Genomic DNA, 20,159 nt, shown 5'->3' on the forward strand with positions numbered 1-20,159 from the left:
GCGCGCGCCGGACATCAGCTCTCCGTACTCCGTCGTACGAGCGAGAGCCGCTGCTGGATCTCGCTCGTCACGGTAACGAAGCCGAGCGACTCGTACAGCCGGGAGGCTCCCGTCGGATTGTCCGCGTCCACGCCGAGCGCGGACCGCTCGAACCCAGCCACCTGACCTTCCCGCAGTATGGCGCTGATGGCTGCCCGGGCCAGCCCACGACCTCGGTACTCCTCGAGCGCACCGACCTGCCCGATCCACAGCTCGCGTACGCCGGTCTGTTCGGTGTCGACCGTGAATTCATAGCCCAGCGCGAACGCCGCGATCCGATCGCCGTCGACCACGATCCTCGACAACTCCGGCCGGAAGGCGTGGTGACTGGTGAACCATTTCGTCCAGTGCTCCTCGCTCTTGGGGAGGAATCCCCACTGGCCGGTGAAGATCTCGTTGTAGGTGAGCCGCAGCAGTTCGTCGTACCGCGGGTCGAATCCGATCATCGCGAACCCGTCGGGCAGCGACGGCACCCGCACCGGCTGATCGTCGTACCAGCGCCGCATCACGCGGTAGTAGCGGATCGGCCGGAACCCCCGGCTCGCGACCAGCGCGAGGCCACCGGCGTTGACCGGCTGGACCGTGACGTCGACGACCTCGCCCTGCTCCGCCGCGCGCCGCAGTTGCCAGTCGAGGAGTGGCCCGCCGAGACCGCGTCGCCGGAACGCAGGGTCGATGCCGCCCCTGAGCGTGACGATCGGCTGCCCGTCGACCACGTCCGGCGGCGGGACGAGGCCGTACCCCGCGAGCCGGCCGCCGAGCCATACGCCCAGCGAGTCCGCACCGTCGAGCTCGTCGGCGAAGTCGTCGAGGGTGACGTACCTGCCGCTGTCGTCGGCGGTGGCGATCGCGTTCGCCACCACGACCGCAGCCGGTGGGTGCTCAGGCCCGAGCTGTCCCGTCGTCACTCCAGCGGGCCAGCCCATCAGGACTCCGGCCCGACCACTTGGCGGATCTCCGACTCACCCTCCCAGCCCGGCCAGGTACGACGGTGGAGGTCCATGAAGCGCTTGGTCCAGTAGATGACCTCGTCGCGGGTGGCCACCTCGTACACGGCGTACGCGCCGAGCGGGGTGGGATCTCCGCACGGGCCGTCGGTGACGGTGAGCTCACCACCGGAGACCCCGACCCGGGTGGCCGTTGCGAGAGGCAACAACCCGGCCGTGTCGATCAGCACCCCGCGGCGAGACGCCTCCGCCCCCAGCGCGGCGATTCCTTCGGCCAGCTCCGGCGGCGGGAACCCGTGCGCTTCGGCAGTCCGCAACACGGCGATGAAGCGCATCAGCGCGCCCTGCCCTCGCGCAGCATCCCGATCGACTTCTCGATCCGCCGGTCCCGGGTCTCCTCGGTCTTCGCCCCCGTCACCTGCAGGACGTGCCACTGCTGCTTGCTGTAGCTCAACGTCTCCCAGAACTCCTTGGCCTTCGCATCCGCGGCCAGCGCCGCGGCCAGTTCCACGGGTACGTCGAGCTCGCGCGGAGCCGTGTCGAGGTCCACCTCGACGTCGAGCACCTCGCCGGGCGTGACCGCGGCCTCGGTACGGCGTTCGGCGCTGAAACCGAGCAGATAGCGGCCACCCATCCGGGCGATCGAGGTGCGGAACGTGTAGCCGTTGACGATGACGCTGACCTTCGGATGCGCGCCGCCGCCGAGGGACTCGACGACGCTGTCCGGGACGACGAAGCCGGCCGTGTTCTTGCCGGTGGACAGGAGTTCGGCGGTGAACTTCATCGGATCTCCTCCGTGCGAGTGCGGACCATCAACAGAGTCAACCAGGCCCAGCCCACGATCACCGCGACCGTGAAGCCCAGGTTGACGACCGCGGTGCCGCTGCCGGTGGCCAGGCCGACCAGGCCGAGGATGTAGACGATGCCGGTGATCAGCGAGAAGCGCGACCACCCGCGCTCGTTGTCGCGGCCGAAGCGGCGGGCGACGACGAAGCAGGCGACGATCAGGCCGATGAATCCGATGAACCCGGCGATGATGTGACCGAAGCTGTGCCACGAGACGGTCTCCGGCAGCCCAGGCGGCGTACCGATCGGGAAACCGTCGGCCGGGTCGGCGCGCATCAGGCCCGCGGCGGCGACACCGGCGCCGTACGCGAGGATGCCGCCCCAGGCCCAGCGCGACCGGAGTCCGGCCCGGCGGAGGGCGAGTGCGCCGACGACGGTGAGCAGGCCGGTGACGACCATCATCGTGGAGTGGATCCAGCCGCCGGTGCCGTTCGCCAGCAGGCTCAGCGAGTGGCGACGGATGTCGTAGCCGTCGCGGACGATCGCCTCGATGGTGCCGATGCCGACGTACAGCGGGCCGGCGAGCGCGCCCGCCAGGAGAAGTGATGCTGTGGATTGCTTCGTGGTGGTTGTCATGCCCGCAAGCCTGCGAGCAGCCGCTTCAGAAACTCTTTGGGCTCAGAAGTCGATACGCATGACGGCGCGGCGTGTGCCCGGCCGATTCACCTCGGCATACCCGGCATCGGCGAACATGGCGAGAGTGCCGACGAACCCGCCGTCCACGAGGTCCGGGTAGCCCTCCACAGCGTGGGCGCCGCGCTCACGGGCGAACCCGGCGGCCGCACGGGCGAGCGCGCGGCCGACTCCTCGGCGCCGGTAGCCGACGCGGGTGACGAAGCAGGTCACGGCCCAGACGGTGGTGTCCGCCTTGTCCTCGGTGCGGCCCAGCCACGGGACGCGGAAGTCGCGGAGCAGCCTCGGGTGGTCCGCCCGCGGCGCGACAGCGCACCAGCCGACGGGCTCGCCGTCGAGATACGCGACCAAGCCGCTCGTCGCCCGTGCCTTTCGGTTTCCGCAGGCGGTCTGGTCGCGGAGCCGGGCGGCGAGCTCTTCGGGACCTTCGGACGCCCAGGACTCCCTGGGCAGCATCCGGAACCGCTGGCACCAGCACCGTGCGGTCTCACCGGTCGTGCCGAAGACCGCCTGCAGGTCCTCCCAAGCCGCCTCGTTGGCCGGAACGATCGTGAGTTGCTCGGCGGTGACCGGCTCCCGCGAGCCCGTCGGGCGGGGAACCGGCACCCGCTTGGCCGGCGGCCTCTTCTGCCTCCGGGGCTGCGCGTCGAACATGAGCCGAATGTCCACCGCGTCGCCTGCGTCCAGTCCTGCGGGTTTGCGCACGGCGTCCTTCAGCGGAAGCAGGTAGCCACCGTCCTTCTGCCACAGCGACGTCTTCCACTCGGCGCTGCCGATCCGAACGCGGATCGGCAGCATCCCCCAGCCGTACCCGGCGGCTGAGGCCGCGCCCCGCAGGACGGCACTTTCCTGCTCCGGCACGGGCACGAAGTAGTACGGCGCCGGCCCGCGCCACTCGATCACCTCGCCGACGAACTCTTGATCCATGCCCAGAGACTAGGCCCCATTCCGGACACACAACTTCCGGATTCACCGACGGCTTTCCGGCCTTAGGCTGACCCGCATGCGTTTCGGCGTGCTTGGGCCGGTCACCGCGTGGACCGACGACGGCCAGGCGGTGCGGATCCCGGATCGGAAGGTTCGGGCGCTGCTGGCCGATCTCTTGCTGCACGCCGGGCGCCCGGTCGCCGCGACAACGCTGATCGACGACCTGTGGGGTGACGAGCTTCCGGTCAACCCGACCGCCACCCTGCAGACTCGCGTGTCCCAGCTGCGCCGTGCGCTCGACGAGGCCGAGCCGGGCGCGCGGGAGCTGGTCCGGACCGGGCCGGCCGGCTATCTGATGTCGGTGGCGCCCGAGGAGCTCGACTCGGGTCGCTTCCGCGCGCTTGCCACCCGCGCCCGGCAGACCGGGAGCGCACAGATGCGCGCCGCGACCCTTGCCGACGCGCTCACGGTGTGGCGAGGTCCGGCGTACGCCGATGTCGCGGCGGACGCGTTCGCGCGGGCGGCCATCGACCGGCTCGACGAGGAACGGCTCGCCGTGCAGGAGGCGTACGCCGAAGCCCGGTTCGTCCTCGGCGAACACGAGGAACTGGTCGCCGAGCTGGCCGAACTCGTCGCCCGCAATCCGTTGCGCCAGCGGCTGCGCGCCGTACAGCTGAAGGCCTTGCATCAGGCCGGGCGGCAGGCGGAGGCGTTGGCGAGCTACGCCGACCTGCGGGATCGGCTACGCGAGGAGCTCGGGCTGGATCCGAATGCCGAGTTGGTCGCACTGCAGCAGACGATCCTCACGTCGGAACCATCGGCGTCGGCGCAGCGCAAGACCAACCTGCCGGCCGCGGTGACGGAGTTGATCGGCCGGGATGCCGCGATCGACGAAGTGGTGGCGCAGCTCCAGGCGGCGCGGCTGGTGACGCTGACCGGTCCCGGTGGCGTGGGCAAGACGAGCCTCGCCCTCGCGGCGGCTCGCCGCGTGACTCCTCCCGACGGCGTCTGGATGGTCGATCTCGCCACGCTTGAACCGGGAGCCGATGCCCATGAGGTGGCGGAGTCGGTCGAAGCCAAGGTTGAGCCTGGCTCCGATGTACTGGTCGTCCTCGACAACTGTGAGCATGTGATCGAGGCCGCCGCGCAGGTGGTGATGGGGCTCCTGCGTGAGCGACCCGGTGTGCGGATCCTCGCCACTAGCCGGGAACCGCTCGCGGTCGCGGCCGAACATCGCCATCCGGTGCCGCCGCTGGATCTTCCGGTCGCCGGGAGCGACGCGGCTGACAGCGCGGCGGTGCAGCTCTTCGTCGTCCGCGCGGAGGCCGCCGATCCCCGCTTCAGGCTGACCCGCGACAACATCGACGCGGTTGCGGCCTTGTGCCGGCGGCTGGACGGGCTGCCGCTCACGCTGGAGCTGGCGGCGAGCCGGGTGGGCGCGATGGACGTTCGCGACCTGGTCAACCGCTTCGACGATCGCTACCGGCAGCGTGGTTTGCCGGACCGCCAGCAGACGCTGTCGGCAATGGTGGAGTGGAGCTGGGATCTTCTCGGCGATCGCGAGCGGGCGGTGCTGCGTCGACTCGCTCCGCATCCCGGCGGGTGCACGCTGGCCGCGGCCGAGACCGTGTGCTCGGGTGACGACGTACCGATGGCCGAGATCGCGGAAGTCCTGAGCAGGCTGGTCGATCGGTCGCTCGTCGTCCGCGTCGATGGGACGTCGGGGTCCCGGTATCGGCTGCTGGAGACCGTGCGGGCGTTCTGCCTGCAGCGGCTGGAGGAGGCGGGCGAGGTCGAGGCGGTCCGGCGACGGTACGAGCGCTACTTCGAAGGGCTGGCGCAGCACACCGAGCCGCGGCTCTACGGACACAGCGAGCTGTTCGCCTACCTGGGCGGTCTCTACGGCGAGGCCGCGCCGCCTCGGAGATCGTTGCCTACGGCAAGGCGCCCGCGGATCGAGACCGTGCGGTCGGCCGACGGTACGCCGATCGTCGCCGAGGTGTACGGCGACAGCGGTCCAGCGATCGTGCTCGTCGGTGGAGCGCTGAACGACCGGCGTACGTTCATCCCGCTGGCGAAGTGGCTGGCCGACGGGTTCACGGTCGCGACGTACGACCGGCGGGGGCGCGGTGACAGCGGGGATGTGCTGCCGTGGGCGGTCGACCGTGAGCTGGAGGACCTGGCCGCGATCGTCGAGCTCGTGGGTGGATCGGCGTACGCGCTCGGTGTCTCGACGGGGGCCGTGTTCGCGGCGGAGGCGGCAGCGCGTGGTGTGCCGATCAGCGGGCTGTTGCTGATCGAACCGCCGTTCATCATCGACGACACGCGATCGGTGCCACTCGATCTCGCCGCCCGGTTGCAGGAGCTGGTCGCGCAGGGCCGGTACGGCGACGCCACCGAACTGTTCCTGATCACGGCGGTGGAGATGCCGGCCGAGGTGGTCGCCCCGCTGCGGACCGCTCCACTCTGGAAGGACCTCGAGGCGCTGGCGCCGACCCTGGCCTACGACACCCTGATGATGGGCGACTTCACGATCCCGGACCACTGGGCGACCGCGATCACCGTGCCGGCGCTGGTGATCGACGGCGGTGAGAGCCGGGACTGGCGACGCAACACCGCGCAGGTCGTCGCCGAGGTGCTGCCGGGCGGGCGCCGGCTGACGATGGCTGGTCAGCCACACGACGTCGAACCCGAGGTGCTCGGACCGATCGTGACGGAGTTCATCACCCGGCCCTGATGTCGAGACGGCCGGCGCGGCTCCGACGTACTGGATGTGTGAGCTGATCGGCAGCTCGACGGACAGAGGAGACACCGTGGCACGGCCCGTTCTGAACAGCATGTTGCTCGGCAGTACCGACCCGGACCGGTTGACGGCGTGGTACCGCGACGGCTTCCACGCCGAGGTCGACGGGTACGGAAACCTGAACCTCGGCGGCTTCGGCCTGGTCATCGAGCACCGCGACGACGTCACCACCAAGACCGTCGAGCCCGGCCGCTGCATCGTGAACTTCGCCGTCGAGGACATCGAGGCGACGGCCGCCCACCTGCGCACGCTCGAGGTCGAGTGGCTGGTGCACCCGGAGGATCGCGGCGTCGGCTGGTTCGCCACGCTGATCGACCCGGACGGCAACTACGTCCAGCTCATCCAGATGAAGCCGGAGTACTACGCCGGGCTCTGACGACAAACGTCCGCACCGGACTTGGGGTTCCGGTGCGGACGCGGTCTTGCGTTGTCAGGCGCATTTGCAGGGAAGAAATGGCGGCAAGCGAGGAGCAGAACGCCAACACTCGCTCGCCGCCCAAGACCGGTCCCTATGGGTGATCGAGGTGAGGTTCTCGACCCTTGCCGTGTTCCGGGTGGGTTGTCTGGTGAGAAACGGAACGCGAAAAGGTACCGGGGGTCTTCTCAGCGGGGGGCTACGTCCCACATGCGCTCGCCGGGCAGGGGGTCGGGGAGCCGGTCGACGGCGGGCATCGGGTCGTTGGTGACCCGAAGACCGGCGAAACGACGGCTCATGGCGTGTGCGTACCGCTCGGCCAACGCCGGCTCGGCGTTGTAGTCGGCGATCACGTGCTCACCGAACCAGACTCGGACGCGTCGGCGCTCAGACGTCTGGGTGGCGGTGGCGGTTGTCACTGGTCCTCCTGGCAATTCTTCGAGGGGTGGTCGGCCTGGGAGCGCGGAGCGAGCGCGGTGCCGGTGCGCCGTGTGTTCACCGTCACGTCAGATCCAACGGAGGACCGAGACGCGAAGTCACGCCCCGATCGCGATTTGTCCGCCGCCGGGCAAACTTTTTCGAGACCAGCCAGAACCGCATTCTTCGAGCAGGTCTTCGACTGTCGTGATTTTCAGTCGAACGGGCCGCGGACGGAGACGCCACCGTCGAGGACGACCTGCTGTCCGGTCATATACGAGGACGCGTCGGACGCGAGGTAGACGACCGCGGCGGCGACCTCCTCGGAGCGGCCGAAGCGGCCGGCCGGGATCTCGTCGACCACCTCAGCGTCGACATTCGCGTTGGCCACCGCGGTCGCGATCGCGCCGGCCGCCGCGACGTTCATCCGGATGCCGTCGCCGGCATACTCGGCGGCCACAGTCCGGGCCAGGCTGAGCAGTCCCGCCTTCATCACGCCGTACGCCGCCTGCTGCGGAGCGGCCATGAATCCGGTGACCGAGCCGACGCTGACGATGGTGCCGCCACCTTGCTCAAGGAAGACGCGCAACGCCGTGCGAACCGCCCGCGCCACGTAGCGGAGGTTGACCTCGTAGATGGTGTCCCAGTCCTCGTCGGCCATCTCGTGCAGCTTGACCGCGGGCACGAACGCGACCTGCCCGCCGACGACCGTGACCAGCACGTCCAGTCCGCCCAGCTTCTCCACCGCGCCGGCGACCCATGCCTCGATGTCGGCCAGCGAGCGGACATCACCCGACACCGGGTACGCCGTACCGCCACGCTGCCGCACTGCCTCAGCCGCCTCCTCGGCACGACCTGGGTCGAGGTCCGCGACCACGACCGCAGCCCCTTCGTTGCCGAAGGCCTCGGTCACCGCCCGGCCGATCCCGCCGCCACCGCCGCCGATCACCAGCGCTCGTTTCCCGCTCAGCTGCATGGTCGCGAGGGTAGATGATCAATGCCTTCAGATTCACAGGGTTTCTTCAGGAACGACACGCCGAGCTGTCAGAACCACTCCGTACGCTGGAGGCGTGACCATCGAAGACGCTGGAACGAAGGCTCTTGCGGTCCCTCAGCGGGGGGCCAACGGAGTCGCCCAATCGGCTCCGACCGGCCTCGCGGCCGTGCAGACCGAGCAACTGATCGGCGACGTCGGCGACGCACTCCGGCTGCTGGACGCGGTGGAACGCGTCCGCGGCCACGCCCACCCACTGATCCTCGGTCTGCAGGACGCGGTCGGGATCAAGATGCCGGCCGCGCTCGTGCTGAACGCGATCGGGAACGGCCGGACCACCCCGGACGAGGTCGCCGACCAGGTCGGCATCACCCCGGCCGAGGCCGAGCTGGCGATCGCGGACCTGGCAGCGCTCGGCATGGTCCGGACCACGCCGCTGACCGTCACCTCGCTGGGCCAGGCGCGTCTGTCCCAGCTCGACGGACTGACCGTCCGTGTCCTCGACGTCGTCACCGGCATCCTCGGCCCGACCGACGCGGCACATCTGGTCCGCCTGCTGCACACCGTCGCGGACGGTCTCGAGTCCGCCACCGTCACCCGGGCCATTCCCCAGGTCGCGCTGCACAACTAGTGTCGAAATGACGCCGACGGCGTCGACGTACCTGATGTCAGGCAAGCGAGGAGGACATCAGATGTTCAAGGACACGAAGGCGTTCAGTGGGTTCTCGGTGAACGACCTGGAGGCGGCGAAGGCGTTCTACGGCGGGACGCTCGGACTGGATGTCGGGGAGGCGAACGGGATGCTCCAGCTGAAGGTTGCCGGCGGCAACCCGATCCTGGTCTACCCGAAGTCGGACCACGTCCCGGCCGAATACACGATGCTCAACTTCCCGGTCGCGGACATCGAGGGGACGGTCCGGGAGCTGACCGGCCGCGGCGTCAGCTTCGAGCGCTACAACGACGATCAGGACGACTCCGGCATCTACCGCGGGATCGGCCCCCTGATCGCCTGGTTCAAAGACCCTGCCGGCAATGTCATCGCAATCATTCAGGAGTGAGGGACGCGGTCGTCGTACTGACCTAGGCGGCCGGTGTAGCGGGCGCCGTCGAGGTACGGCCAGGCGTACGGCGTGCAGCCGTGCAGACCCAGCGTCTGTTGCTGCATGACCGGCCCGGCTGACCAGGCCCCGGGCACAGCTCGTGCCCGCGGCCGAGCCGGTGCCCGGTCTCGTGGTTGATCATGTAATGCCGGTACGCCGTCAGCGGTGCGCCGTAGTTCGGTACGCCGTCAGCGGTGCGCCGTAGTTCGGTACGCCGTGCACCCAGCGCGCGACGTTGAGGACGACGCGATCGCCGATCCGGCAACTGGTGTAGCGGTCGGGCGCCGCCCCACAGATCGTGTCGCGTGTCTGCGGCGTGACCAGCATCAACGTGAAGTCGGGGTCCTGCCCCGACCCGACCTGCCGGAACCGCCACAGCCCGTGTGACGCCCAGCCCTGCGGCGCGCCGTACGTCGTCCGCACGAACTGCGCGAACGCGGCCCGGTCGATCCCGGTGATCCCACCCTCGATCGCGATCTGGAACGTCATCAACTGCCCGGACCGCCCGATCACCGCCGCATTGCCGGGCAGAACGGCGTACGAGCGGGACCCTGCCATCGGATAGGTGATCACCGGCTGCGGCTTCACCGCCGGCGCTGAGGACGACGGGTTGACCGGGCCGCTGGGTGTCTGTCGCGAAGCAACCGAAGACGACGCGACGCCGGCCGAGCCGGTCTCCGCGGCGCGGCGATCCGGGTAGCCGTGGCGGGCGAACGGGCTGGCCGGCAGCTGGTACAGCGCCGCGATCACGGCCACGACGGCGATCGCCCACCCGATCGTCCTGACAACAGTCCAGCGGCGCATCTGGTGAGCTCCTCACACCGCACCCGCGGCGGGCGCGTCCTCACTGACTACTTGCCCCTGTGCCCACAAACCCTTCTCCGCCCACGGATGCAGGCGGTTTCCAGCGCGGTGGGTCAGCTCCGGCGGAAGCGCAGTGTCGGATAGCGCGACTCGGTGAAGCCGAGCGCCCGGTAGAGCTCGATGCCGTGGTCGGTCGCGTGCAATTCGACCTGGCCGACGGCGGTCTCGTCGCGGAACCAGTCCATCAGCGCAACCACGCAGGCCCGGGCCAGGCCGCGGCGGCGGAAGTCGGGCTCGGTGCTGACGTTGTACAGGTGACCGCGAAGCGTGGTCAGGTCGTTCGGGCCCGGCGGGTGGACGTAGACATTGCCCGCGGCGCACGCGACCAATCCGGCCGCCGGATCGTCGACGACGTACGCCGCGAACGTCTCCGGTGACGCGAGCTGCTCGACGAACCACTGCCGCGCGGCCTCCCGCCACGGCGCGTCCGGTCCGCCGAGATCGTTGCCCATCGCAGCGAGCATCAGTCCACGCAGCCGGACCAGGGCTTCCGCGTCGTCCGGCTTGGCCCGCCGTACCTGAATTTCGGTCACATGGACGATCATGCCAACTTTTTGCCGCGTCAGTGAATCGTAGGTAGTGGACGCGCACCGGGGACGCGTCCACTGTCTTGTCGTCGGCCGTCGAGGGAGACCATGTCGTCGAGTAGCAGAGCCCGCCGTGCCTCACCCGGACGCGCCCGGAGGGCGAAGCCTCGGCAACGGTCCGCCCTCGCCGCGCTGGCGGTCGCCATCCTCGGTGCACTCCTGCCTGGTACGGCGTACCTGGTCGCCCGCCGGATCCGGCTCGGCACCCTGCTGACGACGCTCAGCATCGCGCTCTACGGCGGAGCGGCGTACGTCGGGCTGCGACGACGGGACGACGTGATCACATGGGCACTGGATCCCGGGCTGCTGCTGTGGATGGTCGCGGGACTGGGCGCGCTCGCCCTCGTGTGGGTCGTCGTACTCGTCACGTCGTACAAGATGTTGCGCCCACTGACCGTCGGACCGGGGTCACGGGTGCTCGGCTCGCTGGTGATCGGGCTGGTGTGCTTCGGGATGGTCGCGAGTACGGCGATGGGCGCGGACACGCTGATGGCGCAGCGCAGCCTGGTCCAGAAGGTGTTCTCCGGCAAGGAGTCGAAGAGTCAGACCCGGCCGACGATCATCCCTCGCGACGACGTCTGGCAGCAACTGCCGCGGGTGAACGTGCTGCTGCTCGGTGCGGACGACGGTGAGGACCGGCAGGGGACGCGCACCGACACGGTGATGGTCGCGAGCATCGACACGAAGACCGGGGACACCGCGCTGATCTCGCTGACCCGGAACTGGATGCGGATGCCGTTCCCGGCCGACTCGCCGCTGCACAAGATCTACCCGACCGGCTTCTGGGATCCGGCCAAGGGTGACAAGGATCAGCCGGACTATTACCTCGACGCGATGTACCGGATGATCCCGGCCAAGCACCACGGCATCATCGGGCCGTCGGACAACGAGGGCGCCGACATCCTGAAACTCTCGGTCGGCGAAGCGCTCGGGCTGAAACTGCACTACTACGTGCAGATCAACCTGGCCGGGTTCGCGCAGTTGGTGGAGGCGCTCGGCGGGATCACGGTGAACATCAACTACCCGGTCCCGGTCGGCGGCAACGACGACAAGAAGATCCCCGCCAGCCGGTACCTGCAGCCAGGCGCGAACCGGAAGCTGAACGGGTCCGACGCGCTGTGGTTCGCCCGCGGCCGTTACATGGTGCCGACCGCGGACCTCGCCCGGCAGGCCCGCCAGCGCTGCACGGTCAAGGCGATCGTCGAACGGGCCACCCCGCAGAACGTCCTCTCCAACTACGAGGCCATCGCCAAGGCCGGCGAGCAACTGATCCGCACCGACATCCCACAGAACCTGCTCGGCGCCTTCGTCACCCTCGGCCAACGGGTCAAGACCGCCAAGATCACCAACATCGACCTCGACAAGAAGAAGAACTACCCCAACGGCCGCAACCCCAACTACGCCAGCATGCGCACCATCATCCAGCAAGCCCTCAACCCGTCCGCCAAACCCCGCAGCACTCCCACCACACCCCGGCACACCACCACCACGAAGCCGACCACTACGAAGCCGACCACCAACGCAGCCGACCTGACCTCAGCCTGCGCCTACAACCCAGGCCCACCCGGCTGATCGCCCGCTGGTTGTGCAGTGGGCGGCTAACGGGCTATTATTCGAACGTTACGAACATGATTTCTTTTCGTTCGCGGGAGGGTGATGACCGCCGAGGCGCTGGAGCAGCAGACCTACCTGCCCGACCAGCCGGAGCAACTAGCCACCGTCGCCAGCTTTCTCGAGGCACACCAGGGCCGACGGGGCTCGTCGCCGGAGCCGCGGTACTTCCTCGCCGGCGCGCAGGAAGGCGATCAGGTCGAGGTCCCGGAGGCGCTGCACATGGTTCTCCTGCAAGTGGTCGAGGCTTTGAAGGCCGGCCACGCGGTCACCGTCGCACCACAGAGTTCGAAGCTGACCACACAGCAGGCGGCCGACCTTCTCGGTGTCAGCCGCCCGACGGTGGTCAGGCTGATCGACCAGGGTGACCTGCCGGCGGAGCGAATCGGCACCAGGCGGAAGGTCCTGCTGCGCGAGTTGCTCGATTACCGGGAGCGCCGTCGCCAGCGTCAGTACGACGCCATCGCCGCCACCGGTGTCGAACTCGACGCTGAGGACGACCCAGTCGCCGTACAGGAACAGCTCCGAGCCATTCGCCAAGAGCTCGCCGACCGGCGCCGCGGCCACACCAGCTGAGAGCCGCCGGAGTGTTCAGCGCAGTCCTCGACACCTCGGTCCTCTGGCCCAGCACCCAACGCGACTTCCTGCTCTCACTCGCGGTGGAGAACCTGTATCGGCCCCTGTGGAGCAGCGCGATCCTCGAGGAGTTGCGCTACACGAATCTACGGAAGCTCCTCGCGCGATCCGTTCCACCGGCGAAGGCCGAGGCGCAATCGGCCCGCTTGATCGAGCAGATGCGCCTCGCCTTCGACGACGCAGAGGTCCCGCACTGGGAACCGTACGAAGGAACCTTCGGCCTTCCAGATTTCGCGGATGAGCACGTCGTCGCGGCCGCCCTGGCCGGCGGTGCCGGAGCGATCGTCACCGAGAACCTGAAGGACTTCCCCGAACGGCGCCTACCCCGCGGGATCCAGGTAGTGGCGACGCGAGAGTTCGCTGCCGATGCCGTGTCGGTGGCCCCGGAGCGGGCCCTCCGAGCCGTGAGCAGGATGCCTGCTCGTAGACGCTATCCGCCAGAGTCTGTTGACGACCTCCTGCTGGTGTTGCGCGAGCGATACGGCATGGATGAGGCCGTCACGATGCTTGAAGAGCTGCTCTGACGCGGACCAGCGGTGGTCGGCTAGGCGTAGCGGATGCCGAGGCCGCCGTCTACGGACCAGTTGGCGCCGGTGACGAAGGCGGCGGCTTCGGAGGCGAGGAAGCAGACGACCTCGGCCACGTTCTCCGGGGTGCCGATCCGGCCGAGCGGGTGGACGCCGAGCGCCTTCTCGCGTTCGCCGGGGATCGTGTCGAAGAACTCCTCCAGGAGATCGGTGCCGATGTAGCCGGGGCTGACGGCGTTGACGCGAACGTTGTGTGGGGCAACGTCCAGGGCCAGCGACCGGGTCATCCCGACCAGGCCGGACTTGGCCGCGGCGTACGGGAACATCCCGGCGGTGGTCAGGCTGGAGTGGATCGACGCGATGTTGACGATCGAGCCGTGCCGGCCCTCGATCATCGGCGGCAACACCTGACGCGCCATCAGCCAGGCGCCCTTCAGGTCGACGTCGAACACACTGTCCCACTCGGCCACGGACATCTTGGTCGCGTCGGCGTACGCGTTCTTGCCGGCGTTGTTGACCAGCACGGTGACCGGCTTCCCGAGGTCGTCCGTCAACTTGCCCACCGCCTGGCGGACCGACACCTCATCGGTGATGTCACCGACCGCCGCCGCCACCCTTGCACCGGTCTCGGCAAGCTCCGCGGTGGTCGCGGTCAGCTGATCGGCCAGTATGTCGACCAACGCCACCGCGGCGCCTTCCTCCGCAGCCTTCACCGCCACCGCCCGACCGATCCCCCGCGCGGCCCCCGTCACCAACACAATTTCGTTCGCCAACCGTCCAGTCAAAACAGTCTCCTCAGCCTAGGCGTGCCTGGAGCCTAGTCCGGACATACCGACCGCGGCGGCGGCTCTCGCGTAGTGGTCGGCGGTTGCTCGGGGCATGGGTTGACGGAGGAGGACAAGCTGGTGGTACAGGGGGCCGGTTGCGGTCATCAGGAGTTGATGGGCGTTGGTTGTGGAGGGCAGTTCGCCGCGGGCGATCGCTCGGCGTACGACGGCTTCGCTGCGGGTGTAGCGATCGGACCAGAACGCGGTCAGGGCCTCGGCGGCTTCCGGGGTGCGGAAGGAGGCCGCGATGACGGCCTGGGTGACGGACGGGCGGGCAGCGAGCGCGGCGTACACCTCGCGGTTGAGGCTGATCAGGTCTCCCTCGAGTGAGCCGGTGTCGGCGGGCTCCCAGGTGTCGTCGAGTCCGGCCTGGAGTAGGTCGACGAGGAGGCCGGCGACGGTCTTCCAACGGCGGTACACGGTGGTCCGGTGGACGCCGGAACGGGCCGCGACCGCGTCGATCGTGAGGCCGTCGTACCCCTGTTCGGCCAGCTCGGCCTCGACCGCGGCGAGCACGTCGGCGCGCACCCGCGCGGTGCGTCCACCCGGCCTGCTTGCACGTTCGGCATCCGTCATGGCATGATCTTAACGCAACAATCGTCGCATTAATGGAGGCAGCACGTGATCCTCTGACCCGCCGTTCGCAGCACCCGAACCCGCGCGAGTCAGGAGGATCCCCATGTCTACTCAGCTGCCCCTGCACGACGACACCAAGTCCTATGACCACCCGTCTGGTGCTCGACCAAGTCACCTGCGCATTCCCGCCGGGACAGGTCCGAGCCGCGCCCGGACGCCACCCTCCGGTCGCCACCTCGACCGGTACGCCGGCGCGCTCGTCGTGGTCACGCACGACCGCCGCTTCATCTCCCGCCGGCACGGAACCACCCTCGCCCTGAAGGAGACCTCCCTTGCCAATCACTGAACACACCATCGCCGGTCCGTCCGACGGTCCGTACGCCGTCACCGTCACCGCCGACGCGCTCTGGACAACCCTCGTCCACACGGGCCAAATCGCGAGGCTCCAACGCGGCGGCGAGCCGGCCGCGGACGATGACCGCACGGGCGCCGGTATGCCCGCCGCGAGGGAGGCGCGGTTCGAGCTTGGTGCGCCTGGGTCTCGGCCGAGTCTGATCGTGCCGGGGCCGGACGACGCCGTCTGGTTCACGCGTAATGGTGACGATCACCTCGGGCGGATCGGGTACGACGGCGCCGTGTCCGTGGTCGCCGTCGCGGGAGCGCCGTACGGGCTTTGCGTGGGACCCGACGGGGCTCTGTGGTGCACGCTGATGAACGTCGACCAGATCGGGCGCGTGACAGTCGACGGCGAGGTGTCGACGTATGCGATCGGGACCTCAGGCGCGTTCCCGGCGATGATCACCGCGACCGATGACGAGCTGTGGTTCACCCTCAACCAGGCCAACGCGATCGGCCGGATGAGTACGAGTGGCGAGGCCACCACCTATCCCCTGCCAACCGAAGGTGCCGGCCCGGTCGGCGTCAGCTCCGGACCCCAGGGCGTGTGGTTCGTGGAGATCCTCGCGGATCAGGCCGGCCGGATCACACCGGACGGGAAGATCGAGGAGTTCCCGCTGCCGGCGGGCTCCAAGCCCCACGCGGTGGTCGCGACGGACGACGGCGGCTGCTGGATCACGTTGTGGGCCGCAGCCGCCCTGGTCCGATTGGATGCCAACGGCAACATCATCGCCCAGTTCAACCTAGGCGAAGGCTCCGAACCCCACGGCCTAGCAATCGACACAGACGGTTCAGTCTGGGTAGCCCTGGAGAAGGGTTCGCTCGCGTACGTGACCACCTGACCCCGACAGGCGCGTGGGGTTGACCACATTCAGTCGGGAGAGTGAGGGGGTTCACTCGGTGGGTGGAGGACGGCGAGCCGTGCCGGGAGGAGAGTGGGGTTGTGACCACGGTGGTGGGGGTTCGGCGCGCGGGGCCGCGGGTTCGGGATGTGGTGGCGGTCGGGCGGCCGGCCTTCTGGGTTGTTTCGATCGTGCCTTATTACGTGGGGATTCTGCTGGCGACGCATCGGCTGGTGCCGCCGCTCGACGAGTGGCCACGGTTGATTGTCGGCGCCGTCGTGATGGGACCGCTGGTCTGGCTGGCGGTGCTCGCGGTCAATGACGCGTACGACCTGCCGAGCGACCGGCTCAACCCCCGCAAGGCGAAGTCACCACTCCTCGACGGCCGCATCACGTTGCGCGCGGCGAAGCGCCTCGCCTTCGCCGCCGCGGTCGCGGCCGTCGGACTGAGTCTGCATGTCGGGATCGTGTTCGCACTCGGCGTACTGCTCGCCGTCCTGCTCGGGTACGCCTACAGCGTCCCGCCGGTCCGCCTGAAGACCCGCGCCGGCTTCGACGTCGCCGTCAACGCGCTCGCCCTCGGCGCCTTCGGACCGCTGGCCGGCTGGGCCGCGATCAACCCGGACCTGAGCGGCTTTCCCTGGCTGATGGGCTTGCAGGGCACCCTCGCCGCGGTCGGCCTCTACCTCCCGACAACCCTCGCCGACCTCGAGGCGGACCGCGCCGCCGGCTACCACACGATCGCGGTTCGCTTCGGCGCGCGGACGACGTACCTGATCGGGTACGGCGCGTGGATCGCGGCGGCCGCACTCTCGGTCGTCCTGGCCGCGACCGGCACGATCATCCCGCGCAGCATGCTGGCCCTGGAGGTCGTGATGGTCCTGGTCCTGATCGCGGCGTACGGCAAACTGATCGGCCCGCGTCAGTCCTTCCGGGGGATCATCGTGCTCGCGGCGCTCTTCCTCTTCCCCTGCGGCACTTTCGCCTTGACCTACACCGGCATCATCTCAATCTGACAGTGCTGTTACATTTAATCTAACAGTACTGTTAGATCCGAGGAGCGTCCGCATGTATCCGGAGACCGAGCCGTACGACCACGGCCTGCTCGACGTCGGCGACGGGCATCGCGTCTACTGGGAGGTCTGCGGCAATCCGGACGGCAAGCCCGCGGTGGTGATCCACGGTGGTCCGGGCTCCGGCGCCGGCGCGTGGTGGCGCCGGTACTTCGATCCCGCCAAGTACAAGGTCGTCCTGATGGACCAGCGCAACTGCGGCCGCAGTACGCCGGACGCCGCCGAGCCGGACGTGGACCTCAGCACCAACACCACCGCCCACCTGATCGCGGACCTCGAGCAACTCCGGCACCACCTCGAGATCGAGAAGTGGCTGCTGCTCGGCGCGTCCTGGGGTGCGACGCTCGGACTCGCCTACGCCGAACAACACCCGGACTCGGTGTCGGAGATCGTGCTGTTCAGCGTCACCAACACGACCCGCCGCGAGGTCGACTGGATCACCCGGGAGATGGGCCGGATCTTTCCCGAAGAGTGGGCCCGCTTCCGCGACGGCGTACCGGAAGACCAGCGGGACGGGAACCTCTCGCTGGCCTACAGCCGGCTGCTGCACGACCCGGATCCCGCGGTCCGCGACAAGGCCGCGCGCGACTGGTGCGACTGGGAGGACACCCACGTCCGCACTCATCCGGGCTGGCGGCCGGACTCCCGGTACGACGATCCCGTCTTCCGGCTGCGGATGGCCCGGCTCGTCACTCACTACTGGGGTCACGCCGCCTGGCTGGAGGAGGACGTGCTGGTGCACGAGGCCGGCAAGCTGGCCGGCATTCCAGGTGTGCTGATCCACGGCCGGCTCGATATCAGCAGCCCGCCGGACATCGCCTGGCGGATGGCCCAGGCCTGGCCGGATGCCGAGCTGCACCTGGTCGAGCAGGAGGGTCACGGCGCGGGCGGACTCGGCACGCGAGACCTGATCCTCGAGGCACTGGACCGGTTCGCCGGGCCGCGCTGAATCAGTTCACTGATTCGAGCAAAGATTTGATCACTGATCTTTACATCGATAAAGCGCACCGGAACGCTTAGGTCCCATGACTCTGACCCGCCCAGAGCTCGAGACCGACTACACGCTCAGCCGGCCCGACATCGCGCACTTCGCCGAGCACGGATTCGTCAAGCTGAGGAACGTGCTCGGCCCGGACACGATCGCGGCGTACGAGCCGGAGATCACCGGCAAGGTGATCGAGCTGAACACTCAGGATCTGCCGCTGGAGGAACGCGATACCTACGGGAAGGCGTTCCTGCAGGTGACGAACCTGTGGCAGGACAGTGAGCGGGTCCTGGAATTCGTCTCCTCGCCGCGGCTGGCCCGGATCGCGGCGCAGTTGCTCGGAGTGCAGTCGGTCCGGCTGTACCACGACCAGGCGCTCTACAAGGAGTCCGGCGGTGGCGTCACCCCGTGGCACGCGGATCAGTACTACTGGCCGTTCTCGACGGACCGGTGCGTGACGGTGTGGGTGCCGTTGCAGGAGACACCGATGGAGATGGGTCCGCTGTCGTTCGCCGCGGGCAGTCACGTGTTCGAGCACGGCCGCAACCTGCCGATCAGCGACGAGTCCGAGCGGGTCCTGCAGCAGACGCTGGCCGAGCAGGAGTTCCCGGAGATCTCCGAGCCGTACGAACTGGGCGAGGTGAGCTACCACCTCGGCTGGACCTTCCACCACGCTCCGGCGAACCAGACCGACATACCGCGCCGGGTGATGACGATCATCTACGTCGACGCCGCGATGAAGATCGCCCCGCCGACCAACCGCTCCCAGGAAGCCGACCTCGCCGCCTGGATGCCCGGCAACCAGCCCGGCGACACCATCTCCTCCCCCTTCAACCCGGTGCTTTACTGACCTCTTGGTCACGCAACGGGAAGGCGCGGGCCAACTAGTAGATCGTCGCAGCTAATTGTTTGGGTATAGGTGGCGGAGTTTGGTGCGTGCGTCGTGGGTGGTGAATTGCCAGTCGACCTGACGCTGGGTGGTGTTGGTGGCTTGTTGCCAGGCGGCGAGTTCGGTGTTCAGGAGGGTGAGGTCGTCGAGCCGGCGGTCCAGGCATTGGCGGGTGAGCGCGGACAGTTCGATCTCGGCGATGTTGAGCCACGAGCCGTGTTTGGGGGTGTGGTGGATCTCGAGGCGCTGCGCCAACGCGAACGCCTTGGCCGGATCGAACGCCTCATAGAGCGATCCGATGGTGTGGGTGTTGAGGTTGTCCATCACCAGCACCACCTTCTCGGCGTCGGGGTAGTCGAGGGTGAGTAGCCGTTCGGTCTGGTGGGCCCAGTCGGTCCTGGTTCGCTGTGGCTGGGCGTCGACGCGCCGCCAGCCGGCCAGCGGCTCGACCCAGCAGAAGATCGAGCAGGTGCCGCGGCGGACGTACTCGCTGTCTTCCTTCAGGTCCTGTCCCGGTGCGGCGGGGATCGGGTCGCGGGCGTGACCCAGCAGCTGGTAGGGCTTCTCGTCCATGCACACCACCGGACGCGCCGGGTCGAAGCGGCGGGCGTAGACCGCGAGAACGTCTTCCATCGCGGCAGCGAACTGCGCGTTCGCCGTGGGTGGGATGGTCCAGCACTTCTTCAGATGAGGACGCAGCCTCGTTTTTTTAACACCCGCCCGATCGTGGAGTGATCCAGGTCCGGAATGTCCTCGACCAGCGCGACATGCCTTTCCAGCAACCGCAGCGACCACCGGGCATAGCCCTGCGGTGGCTGCGAGCACGCCAGCGCGATCAGCCTCGCCTCGACCTCGCCGGTCACCGGCGAGGGCACCGGCGGATGCTCACGCTGCTTGCGCGAGATCGTGGCGTCCACATCCCCGCCGGTCTCGGCGAACCGCTTGGCGACCAGCCGCAGCATCTCGGCCGAGACACCGACCCGGGCCGCGAGCACCTCCTGGGTATCGACCTCGCCCACCGAGGTATCCAGCGCGAGCAGCACCCGCGCCCGCCTGATCACCGCGGCCGGATGCACACCCGTCGTGGTCACCCGAACCAGCCAGTCACGATCCGCCTCGGTCAACACCACCGGACGCTTCATCAGCGAAGGCACGACAACAGTCCTGTCTGGCAGAGGGGAAGGAAGATCTGCCGGACCCAAACCTCCCAACCACACCCCCAGAA

25 protein-coding genes are annotated in these 20,159 nt (G+C 68.7%); 12 read left to right on the forward strand and 13 right to left on the reverse strand.

The features are described from left to right. Positions 1 to 14: 14 nt before the first annotated feature. The 5 genes from OG558_RS10410 to OG558_RS10430 are packed head-to-tail and all read right to left on the reverse strand — an operon-like array spanning position 15 to position 3,392. The gene (locus tag OG558_RS10410) at positions 15 to 965 is read right to left on the reverse strand and encodes a GNAT family N-acetyltransferase (RefSeq protein WP_405070029.1); all 951 of its coding nucleotides are present in this window, start codon (positions 963 to 965) and stop codon (positions 15 to 17) included. After that, positions 965 to 1,321 (reverse strand): YciI family protein, encoded by a 357-nt coding sequence (locus tag OG558_RS10415; protein ID WP_405070031.1) that lies wholly within the window; start codon positions 1,319 to 1,321, stop codon positions 965 to 967. Before OG558_RS10415 ends, OG558_RS10410 begins: the two co-directional genes overlap by 1 nt. Then, complete coding sequence (locus tag OG558_RS10420; protein ID WP_405070032.1) at positions 1,321 to 1,770, reverse strand: YdeI/OmpD-associated family protein; 450 nt, start codon at positions 1,768 to 1,770, stop codon at positions 1,321 to 1,323. The genes OG558_RS10415 and OG558_RS10420 overlap by 1 nt, the downstream gene beginning before the upstream one ends. Beyond that, on the reverse strand, positions 1,767 to 2,408 hold the full coding sequence (locus OG558_RS10425) for a DUF998 domain-containing protein (RefSeq protein ID WP_405070033.1): 642 nt from the start codon (positions 2,406 to 2,408) through the stop codon (positions 1,767 to 1,769). Before OG558_RS10425 ends, OG558_RS10420 begins: the two co-directional genes overlap by 4 nt. Before the next feature lie 42 nt (positions 2,409 to 2,450). Then, positions 2,451 to 3,392, reverse strand: coding sequence for a DUF1905 domain-containing protein (locus OG558_RS10430; RefSeq protein ID WP_405070034.1), 942 nt, complete (start codon positions 3,390 to 3,392; stop codon positions 2,451 to 2,453). A gap of 76 nt (positions 3,393 to 3,468) precedes the next feature. On the opposite strand from OG558_RS10430, the gene OG558_RS10435 reads away from it, so the two are divergent. Beyond that, positions 3,469 to 6,129, forward strand: coding sequence for a BTAD domain-containing putative transcriptional regulator (locus OG558_RS10435; RefSeq protein WP_405070036.1), 2,661 nt, complete (start codon positions 3,469 to 3,471; stop codon positions 6,127 to 6,129). A gap of 76 nt (positions 6,130 to 6,205) precedes the next feature. Beyond that, a complete protein-coding gene (locus tag OG558_RS10440) occupies positions 6,206 to 6,571 on the forward strand; it encodes a VOC family protein (RefSeq protein ID WP_405070037.1) in 366 nt (121 codons plus the stop codon). Between the two features lie 227 nt (positions 6,572 to 6,798). Here OG558_RS10440 and OG558_RS10445 read toward each other — a convergent pair whose 3' ends face one another. Both OG558_RS10445 and OG558_RS10450 read right to left on the reverse strand, forming a co-directional pair. After that, positions 6,799 to 7,029, reverse strand: coding sequence for a hypothetical protein (locus OG558_RS10445; RefSeq protein ID WP_012924486.1), 231 nt, complete (start codon positions 7,027 to 7,029; stop codon positions 6,799 to 6,801). A gap of 212 nt (positions 7,030 to 7,241) precedes the next feature. Next, positions 7,242 to 8,003 (reverse strand): SDR family NAD(P)-dependent oxidoreductase, encoded by a 762-nt coding sequence (locus OG558_RS10450; RefSeq protein ID WP_405070038.1) that lies wholly within the window; start codon positions 8,001 to 8,003, stop codon positions 7,242 to 7,244. A gap of 94 nt (positions 8,004 to 8,097) precedes the next feature. Here OG558_RS10450 and OG558_RS10455 point away from each other — a divergent pair, with 94 nt between their 5' ends. Then, a complete protein-coding gene (locus OG558_RS10455; RefSeq protein WP_329482986.1) occupies positions 8,098 to 8,652 on the forward strand; it encodes a MarR family transcriptional regulator in 555 nt (184 codons plus the stop codon). Between the two features lie 61 nt (positions 8,653 to 8,713). Then, complete coding sequence (locus tag OG558_RS10460) at positions 8,714 to 9,079, forward strand: VOC family protein (RefSeq protein ID WP_328524724.1); 366 nt, start codon at positions 8,714 to 8,716, stop codon at positions 9,077 to 9,079. A gap of 201 nt (positions 9,080 to 9,280) precedes the next feature. Here OG558_RS10460 and OG558_RS10465 read toward each other — a convergent pair whose 3' ends face one another. Both OG558_RS10465 and OG558_RS10470 read right to left on the reverse strand, forming a co-directional pair. Continuing rightward, positions 9,281 to 9,925, reverse strand: coding sequence for a DUF3152 domain-containing protein (locus OG558_RS10465; protein ID WP_405070039.1), 645 nt, complete (start codon positions 9,923 to 9,925; stop codon positions 9,281 to 9,283). A 113-nt stretch (positions 9,926 to 10,038) separates the two neighbouring features. Further along, complete coding sequence (locus OG558_RS10470) at positions 10,039 to 10,518, reverse strand: N-acetyltransferase (protein ID WP_329482990.1); 480 nt, start codon at positions 10,516 to 10,518, stop codon at positions 10,039 to 10,041. Between the two features lie 102 nt (positions 10,519 to 10,620). Between OG558_RS10470 and OG558_RS10475 the strand changes: the two genes are divergently transcribed. The 3 genes from OG558_RS10475 to OG558_RS10485 all read left to right on the forward strand — a co-directional run bounded on the left by OG558_RS10475 (position 10,621) and on the right by OG558_RS10485 (position 13,343). Then, positions 10,621 to 12,144 (forward strand): LCP family protein, encoded by a 1,524-nt coding sequence (locus OG558_RS10475; RefSeq protein WP_405070040.1) that lies wholly within the window; start codon positions 10,621 to 10,623, stop codon positions 12,142 to 12,144. Positions 12,145 to 12,228: 84 nt separating this feature from the next. After that, on the forward strand, positions 12,229 to 12,759 hold the full coding sequence (locus OG558_RS10480; RefSeq protein WP_405070041.1) for a helix-turn-helix domain-containing protein: 531 nt from the start codon (positions 12,229 to 12,231) through the stop codon (positions 12,757 to 12,759). An 11-nt stretch (positions 12,760 to 12,770) separates the two neighbouring features. Next, positions 12,771 to 13,343 (forward strand): PIN domain-containing protein, encoded by a 573-nt coding sequence (locus OG558_RS10485; protein ID WP_405070042.1) that lies wholly within the window; start codon positions 12,771 to 12,773, stop codon positions 13,341 to 13,343. 20 nt (positions 13,344 to 13,363) lie between these two features. On the opposite strand, the gene OG558_RS10490 is transcribed toward OG558_RS10485, so the two are convergent. Together OG558_RS10490 and OG558_RS10495 are read right to left on the reverse strand one after the other, a co-directional pair. Next, positions 13,364 to 14,119 (reverse strand): SDR family NAD(P)-dependent oxidoreductase, encoded by a 756-nt coding sequence (locus OG558_RS10490; protein ID WP_405070044.1) that lies wholly within the window; start codon positions 14,117 to 14,119, stop codon positions 13,364 to 13,366. Positions 14,120 to 14,146: 27 nt separating this feature from the next. Next, positions 14,147 to 14,749: a TetR/AcrR family transcriptional regulator gene (locus OG558_RS10495; protein ID WP_405070045.1), complete on the reverse strand. Its 603-nt coding sequence runs from the start codon at positions 14,747 to 14,749 to the stop codon at positions 14,147 to 14,149. 103 nt (positions 14,750 to 14,852) lie between these two features. Here OG558_RS10495 and OG558_RS10500 point away from each other — a divergent pair, with 103 nt between their 5' ends. The 5 genes from OG558_RS10500 to OG558_RS10520 all read left to right on the forward strand — a co-directional run bounded on the left by OG558_RS10500 (position 14,853) and on the right by OG558_RS10520 (position 18,895). Beyond that, positions 14,853 to 15,095 carry a hypothetical protein gene (locus OG558_RS10500; RefSeq protein ID WP_405070046.1) on the forward strand — a complete coding sequence of 81 codons (243 nt, stop codon included), beginning with the start codon at positions 14,853 to 14,855 and terminating at the stop codon, positions 15,093 to 15,095. Then, entirely contained in the window at positions 15,082 to 15,987 is a 906-nt protein-coding gene (locus OG558_RS10505) for a virginiamycin B lyase (RefSeq protein ID WP_405070047.1), read from the forward strand. Before OG558_RS10500 ends, OG558_RS10505 begins: the two co-directional genes overlap by 14 nt. A 101-nt stretch (positions 15,988 to 16,088) precedes the next feature. Beyond that, entirely contained in the window at positions 16,089 to 17,003 is a 915-nt protein-coding gene (locus OG558_RS10510) for a UbiA prenyltransferase family protein (protein WP_405070048.1), read from the forward strand. A 52-nt stretch (positions 17,004 to 17,055) separates the two neighbouring features. After that, the gene (gene pip / locus OG558_RS10515) at positions 17,056 to 18,009 is read left to right on the forward strand and encodes a prolyl aminopeptidase (RefSeq protein WP_405070049.1); all 954 of its coding nucleotides are present in this window, start codon (positions 17,056 to 17,058) and stop codon (positions 18,007 to 18,009) included. A gap of 76 nt (positions 18,010 to 18,085) precedes the next feature. Further along, on the forward strand, positions 18,086 to 18,895 hold the full coding sequence (locus OG558_RS10520) for a phytanoyl-CoA dioxygenase family protein (protein ID WP_405070050.1): 810 nt from the start codon (positions 18,086 to 18,088) through the stop codon (positions 18,893 to 18,895). Between the two features lie 51 nt (positions 18,896 to 18,946). On the opposite strand, the gene OG558_RS10525 is transcribed toward OG558_RS10520, so the two are convergent. Both OG558_RS10525 and OG558_RS10530 read right to left on the reverse strand, forming a co-directional pair. After that, on the reverse strand, positions 18,947 to 19,729 hold the full coding sequence (locus tag OG558_RS10525) for an IS630 family transposase (protein WP_405065121.1): 783 nt from the start codon (positions 19,727 to 19,729) through the stop codon (positions 18,947 to 18,949). Continuing rightward, on the reverse strand, positions 19,618 to 20,076 hold the full coding sequence (locus tag OG558_RS10530) for a helix-turn-helix domain-containing protein (RefSeq protein ID WP_405064857.1): 459 nt from the start codon (positions 20,074 to 20,076) through the stop codon (positions 19,618 to 19,620). Before OG558_RS10530 ends, OG558_RS10525 begins: the two co-directional genes overlap by 112 nt. Positions 20,077 to 20,159: the final 83 nt, after the last annotated feature.

The sequence above is a fragment of the Kribbella sp. NBC_01510 genome (genome assembly GCF_045040325.1).
Lineage (GTDB): Bacteria > Actinomycetota > Actinomycetes > Propionibacteriales > Kribbellaceae > Kribbella.

What these genes read in the sequence shown, in the direction of transcription:
- OG558_RS10410 (WP_405070029.1), bottom strand. Translation starts at nt 965, where the DNA reads ATGGGCTGGCCCGCTGGAGTGACGACGGGACAGCTCGGGCCTGAGCAC.
- OG558_RS10415 (WP_405070031.1), bottom strand. Translation starts at nt 1,321, where the DNA reads ATGCGCTTCATCGCCGTGTTGCGGACTGCCGAAGCGCACGGGTTCCCG.
- OG558_RS10420 (WP_405070032.1), bottom strand. Translation starts at nt 1,770, where the DNA reads ATGAAGTTCACCGCCGAACTCCTGTCCACCGGCAAGAACACGGCCGGC.
- OG558_RS10425 (WP_405070033.1), bottom strand. Translation starts at nt 2,408, where the DNA reads ATGACAACCACCACGAAGCAATCCACAGCATCACTTCTCCTGGCGGGC.
- OG558_RS10430 (WP_405070034.1), bottom strand. Translation starts at nt 3,392, where the DNA reads ATGGATCAAGAGTTCGTCGGCGAGGTGATCGAGTGGCGCGGGCCGGCG.
- OG558_RS10435 (WP_405070036.1), top strand. Translation starts at nt 3,469, where the DNA reads ATGCGTTTCGGCGTGCTTGGGCCGGTCACCGCGTGGACCGACGACGGC.
- OG558_RS10450 (WP_405070038.1), bottom strand. Translation starts at nt 8,003, where the DNA reads ATGCAGCTGAGCGGGAAACGAGCGCTGGTGATCGGCGGCGGTGGCGGC.
- OG558_RS10460 (WP_328524724.1), top strand. Translation starts at nt 8,714, where the DNA reads ATGTTCAAGGACACGAAGGCGTTCAGTGGGTTCTCGGTGAACGACCTG.
- OG558_RS10465 (WP_405070039.1), bottom strand. Translation starts at nt 9,925, where the DNA reads ATGCGCCGCTGGACTGTTGTCAGGACGATCGGGTGGGCGATCGCCGTC.
- OG558_RS10475 (WP_405070040.1), top strand. Translation starts at nt 10,621, where the DNA reads ATGTCGTCGAGTAGCAGAGCCCGCCGTGCCTCACCCGGACGCGCCCGG.
- OG558_RS10480 (WP_405070041.1), top strand. Translation starts at nt 12,229, where the DNA reads ATGACCGCCGAGGCGCTGGAGCAGCAGACCTACCTGCCCGACCAGCCG.
- OG558_RS10495 (WP_405070045.1), bottom strand. Translation starts at nt 14,749, where the DNA reads ATGACGGATGCCGAACGTGCAAGCAGGCCGGGTGGACGCACCGCGCGG.
- OG558_RS10500 (WP_405070046.1), top strand. Translation starts at nt 14,853, where the DNA reads ATGTCTACTCAGCTGCCCCTGCACGACGACACCAAGTCCTATGACCAC.
- pip (WP_405070049.1), top strand. Translation starts at nt 17,056, where the DNA reads ATGTATCCGGAGACCGAGCCGTACGACCACGGCCTGCTCGACGTCGGC.
- OG558_RS10520 (WP_405070050.1), top strand. Translation starts at nt 18,086, where the DNA reads ATGACTCTGACCCGCCCAGAGCTCGAGACCGACTACACGCTCAGCCGG.
- OG558_RS10530 (WP_405064857.1), bottom strand. Translation starts at nt 20,076, where the DNA reads ATGAAGCGTCCGGTGGTGTTGACCGAGGCGGATCGTGACTGGCTGGTT.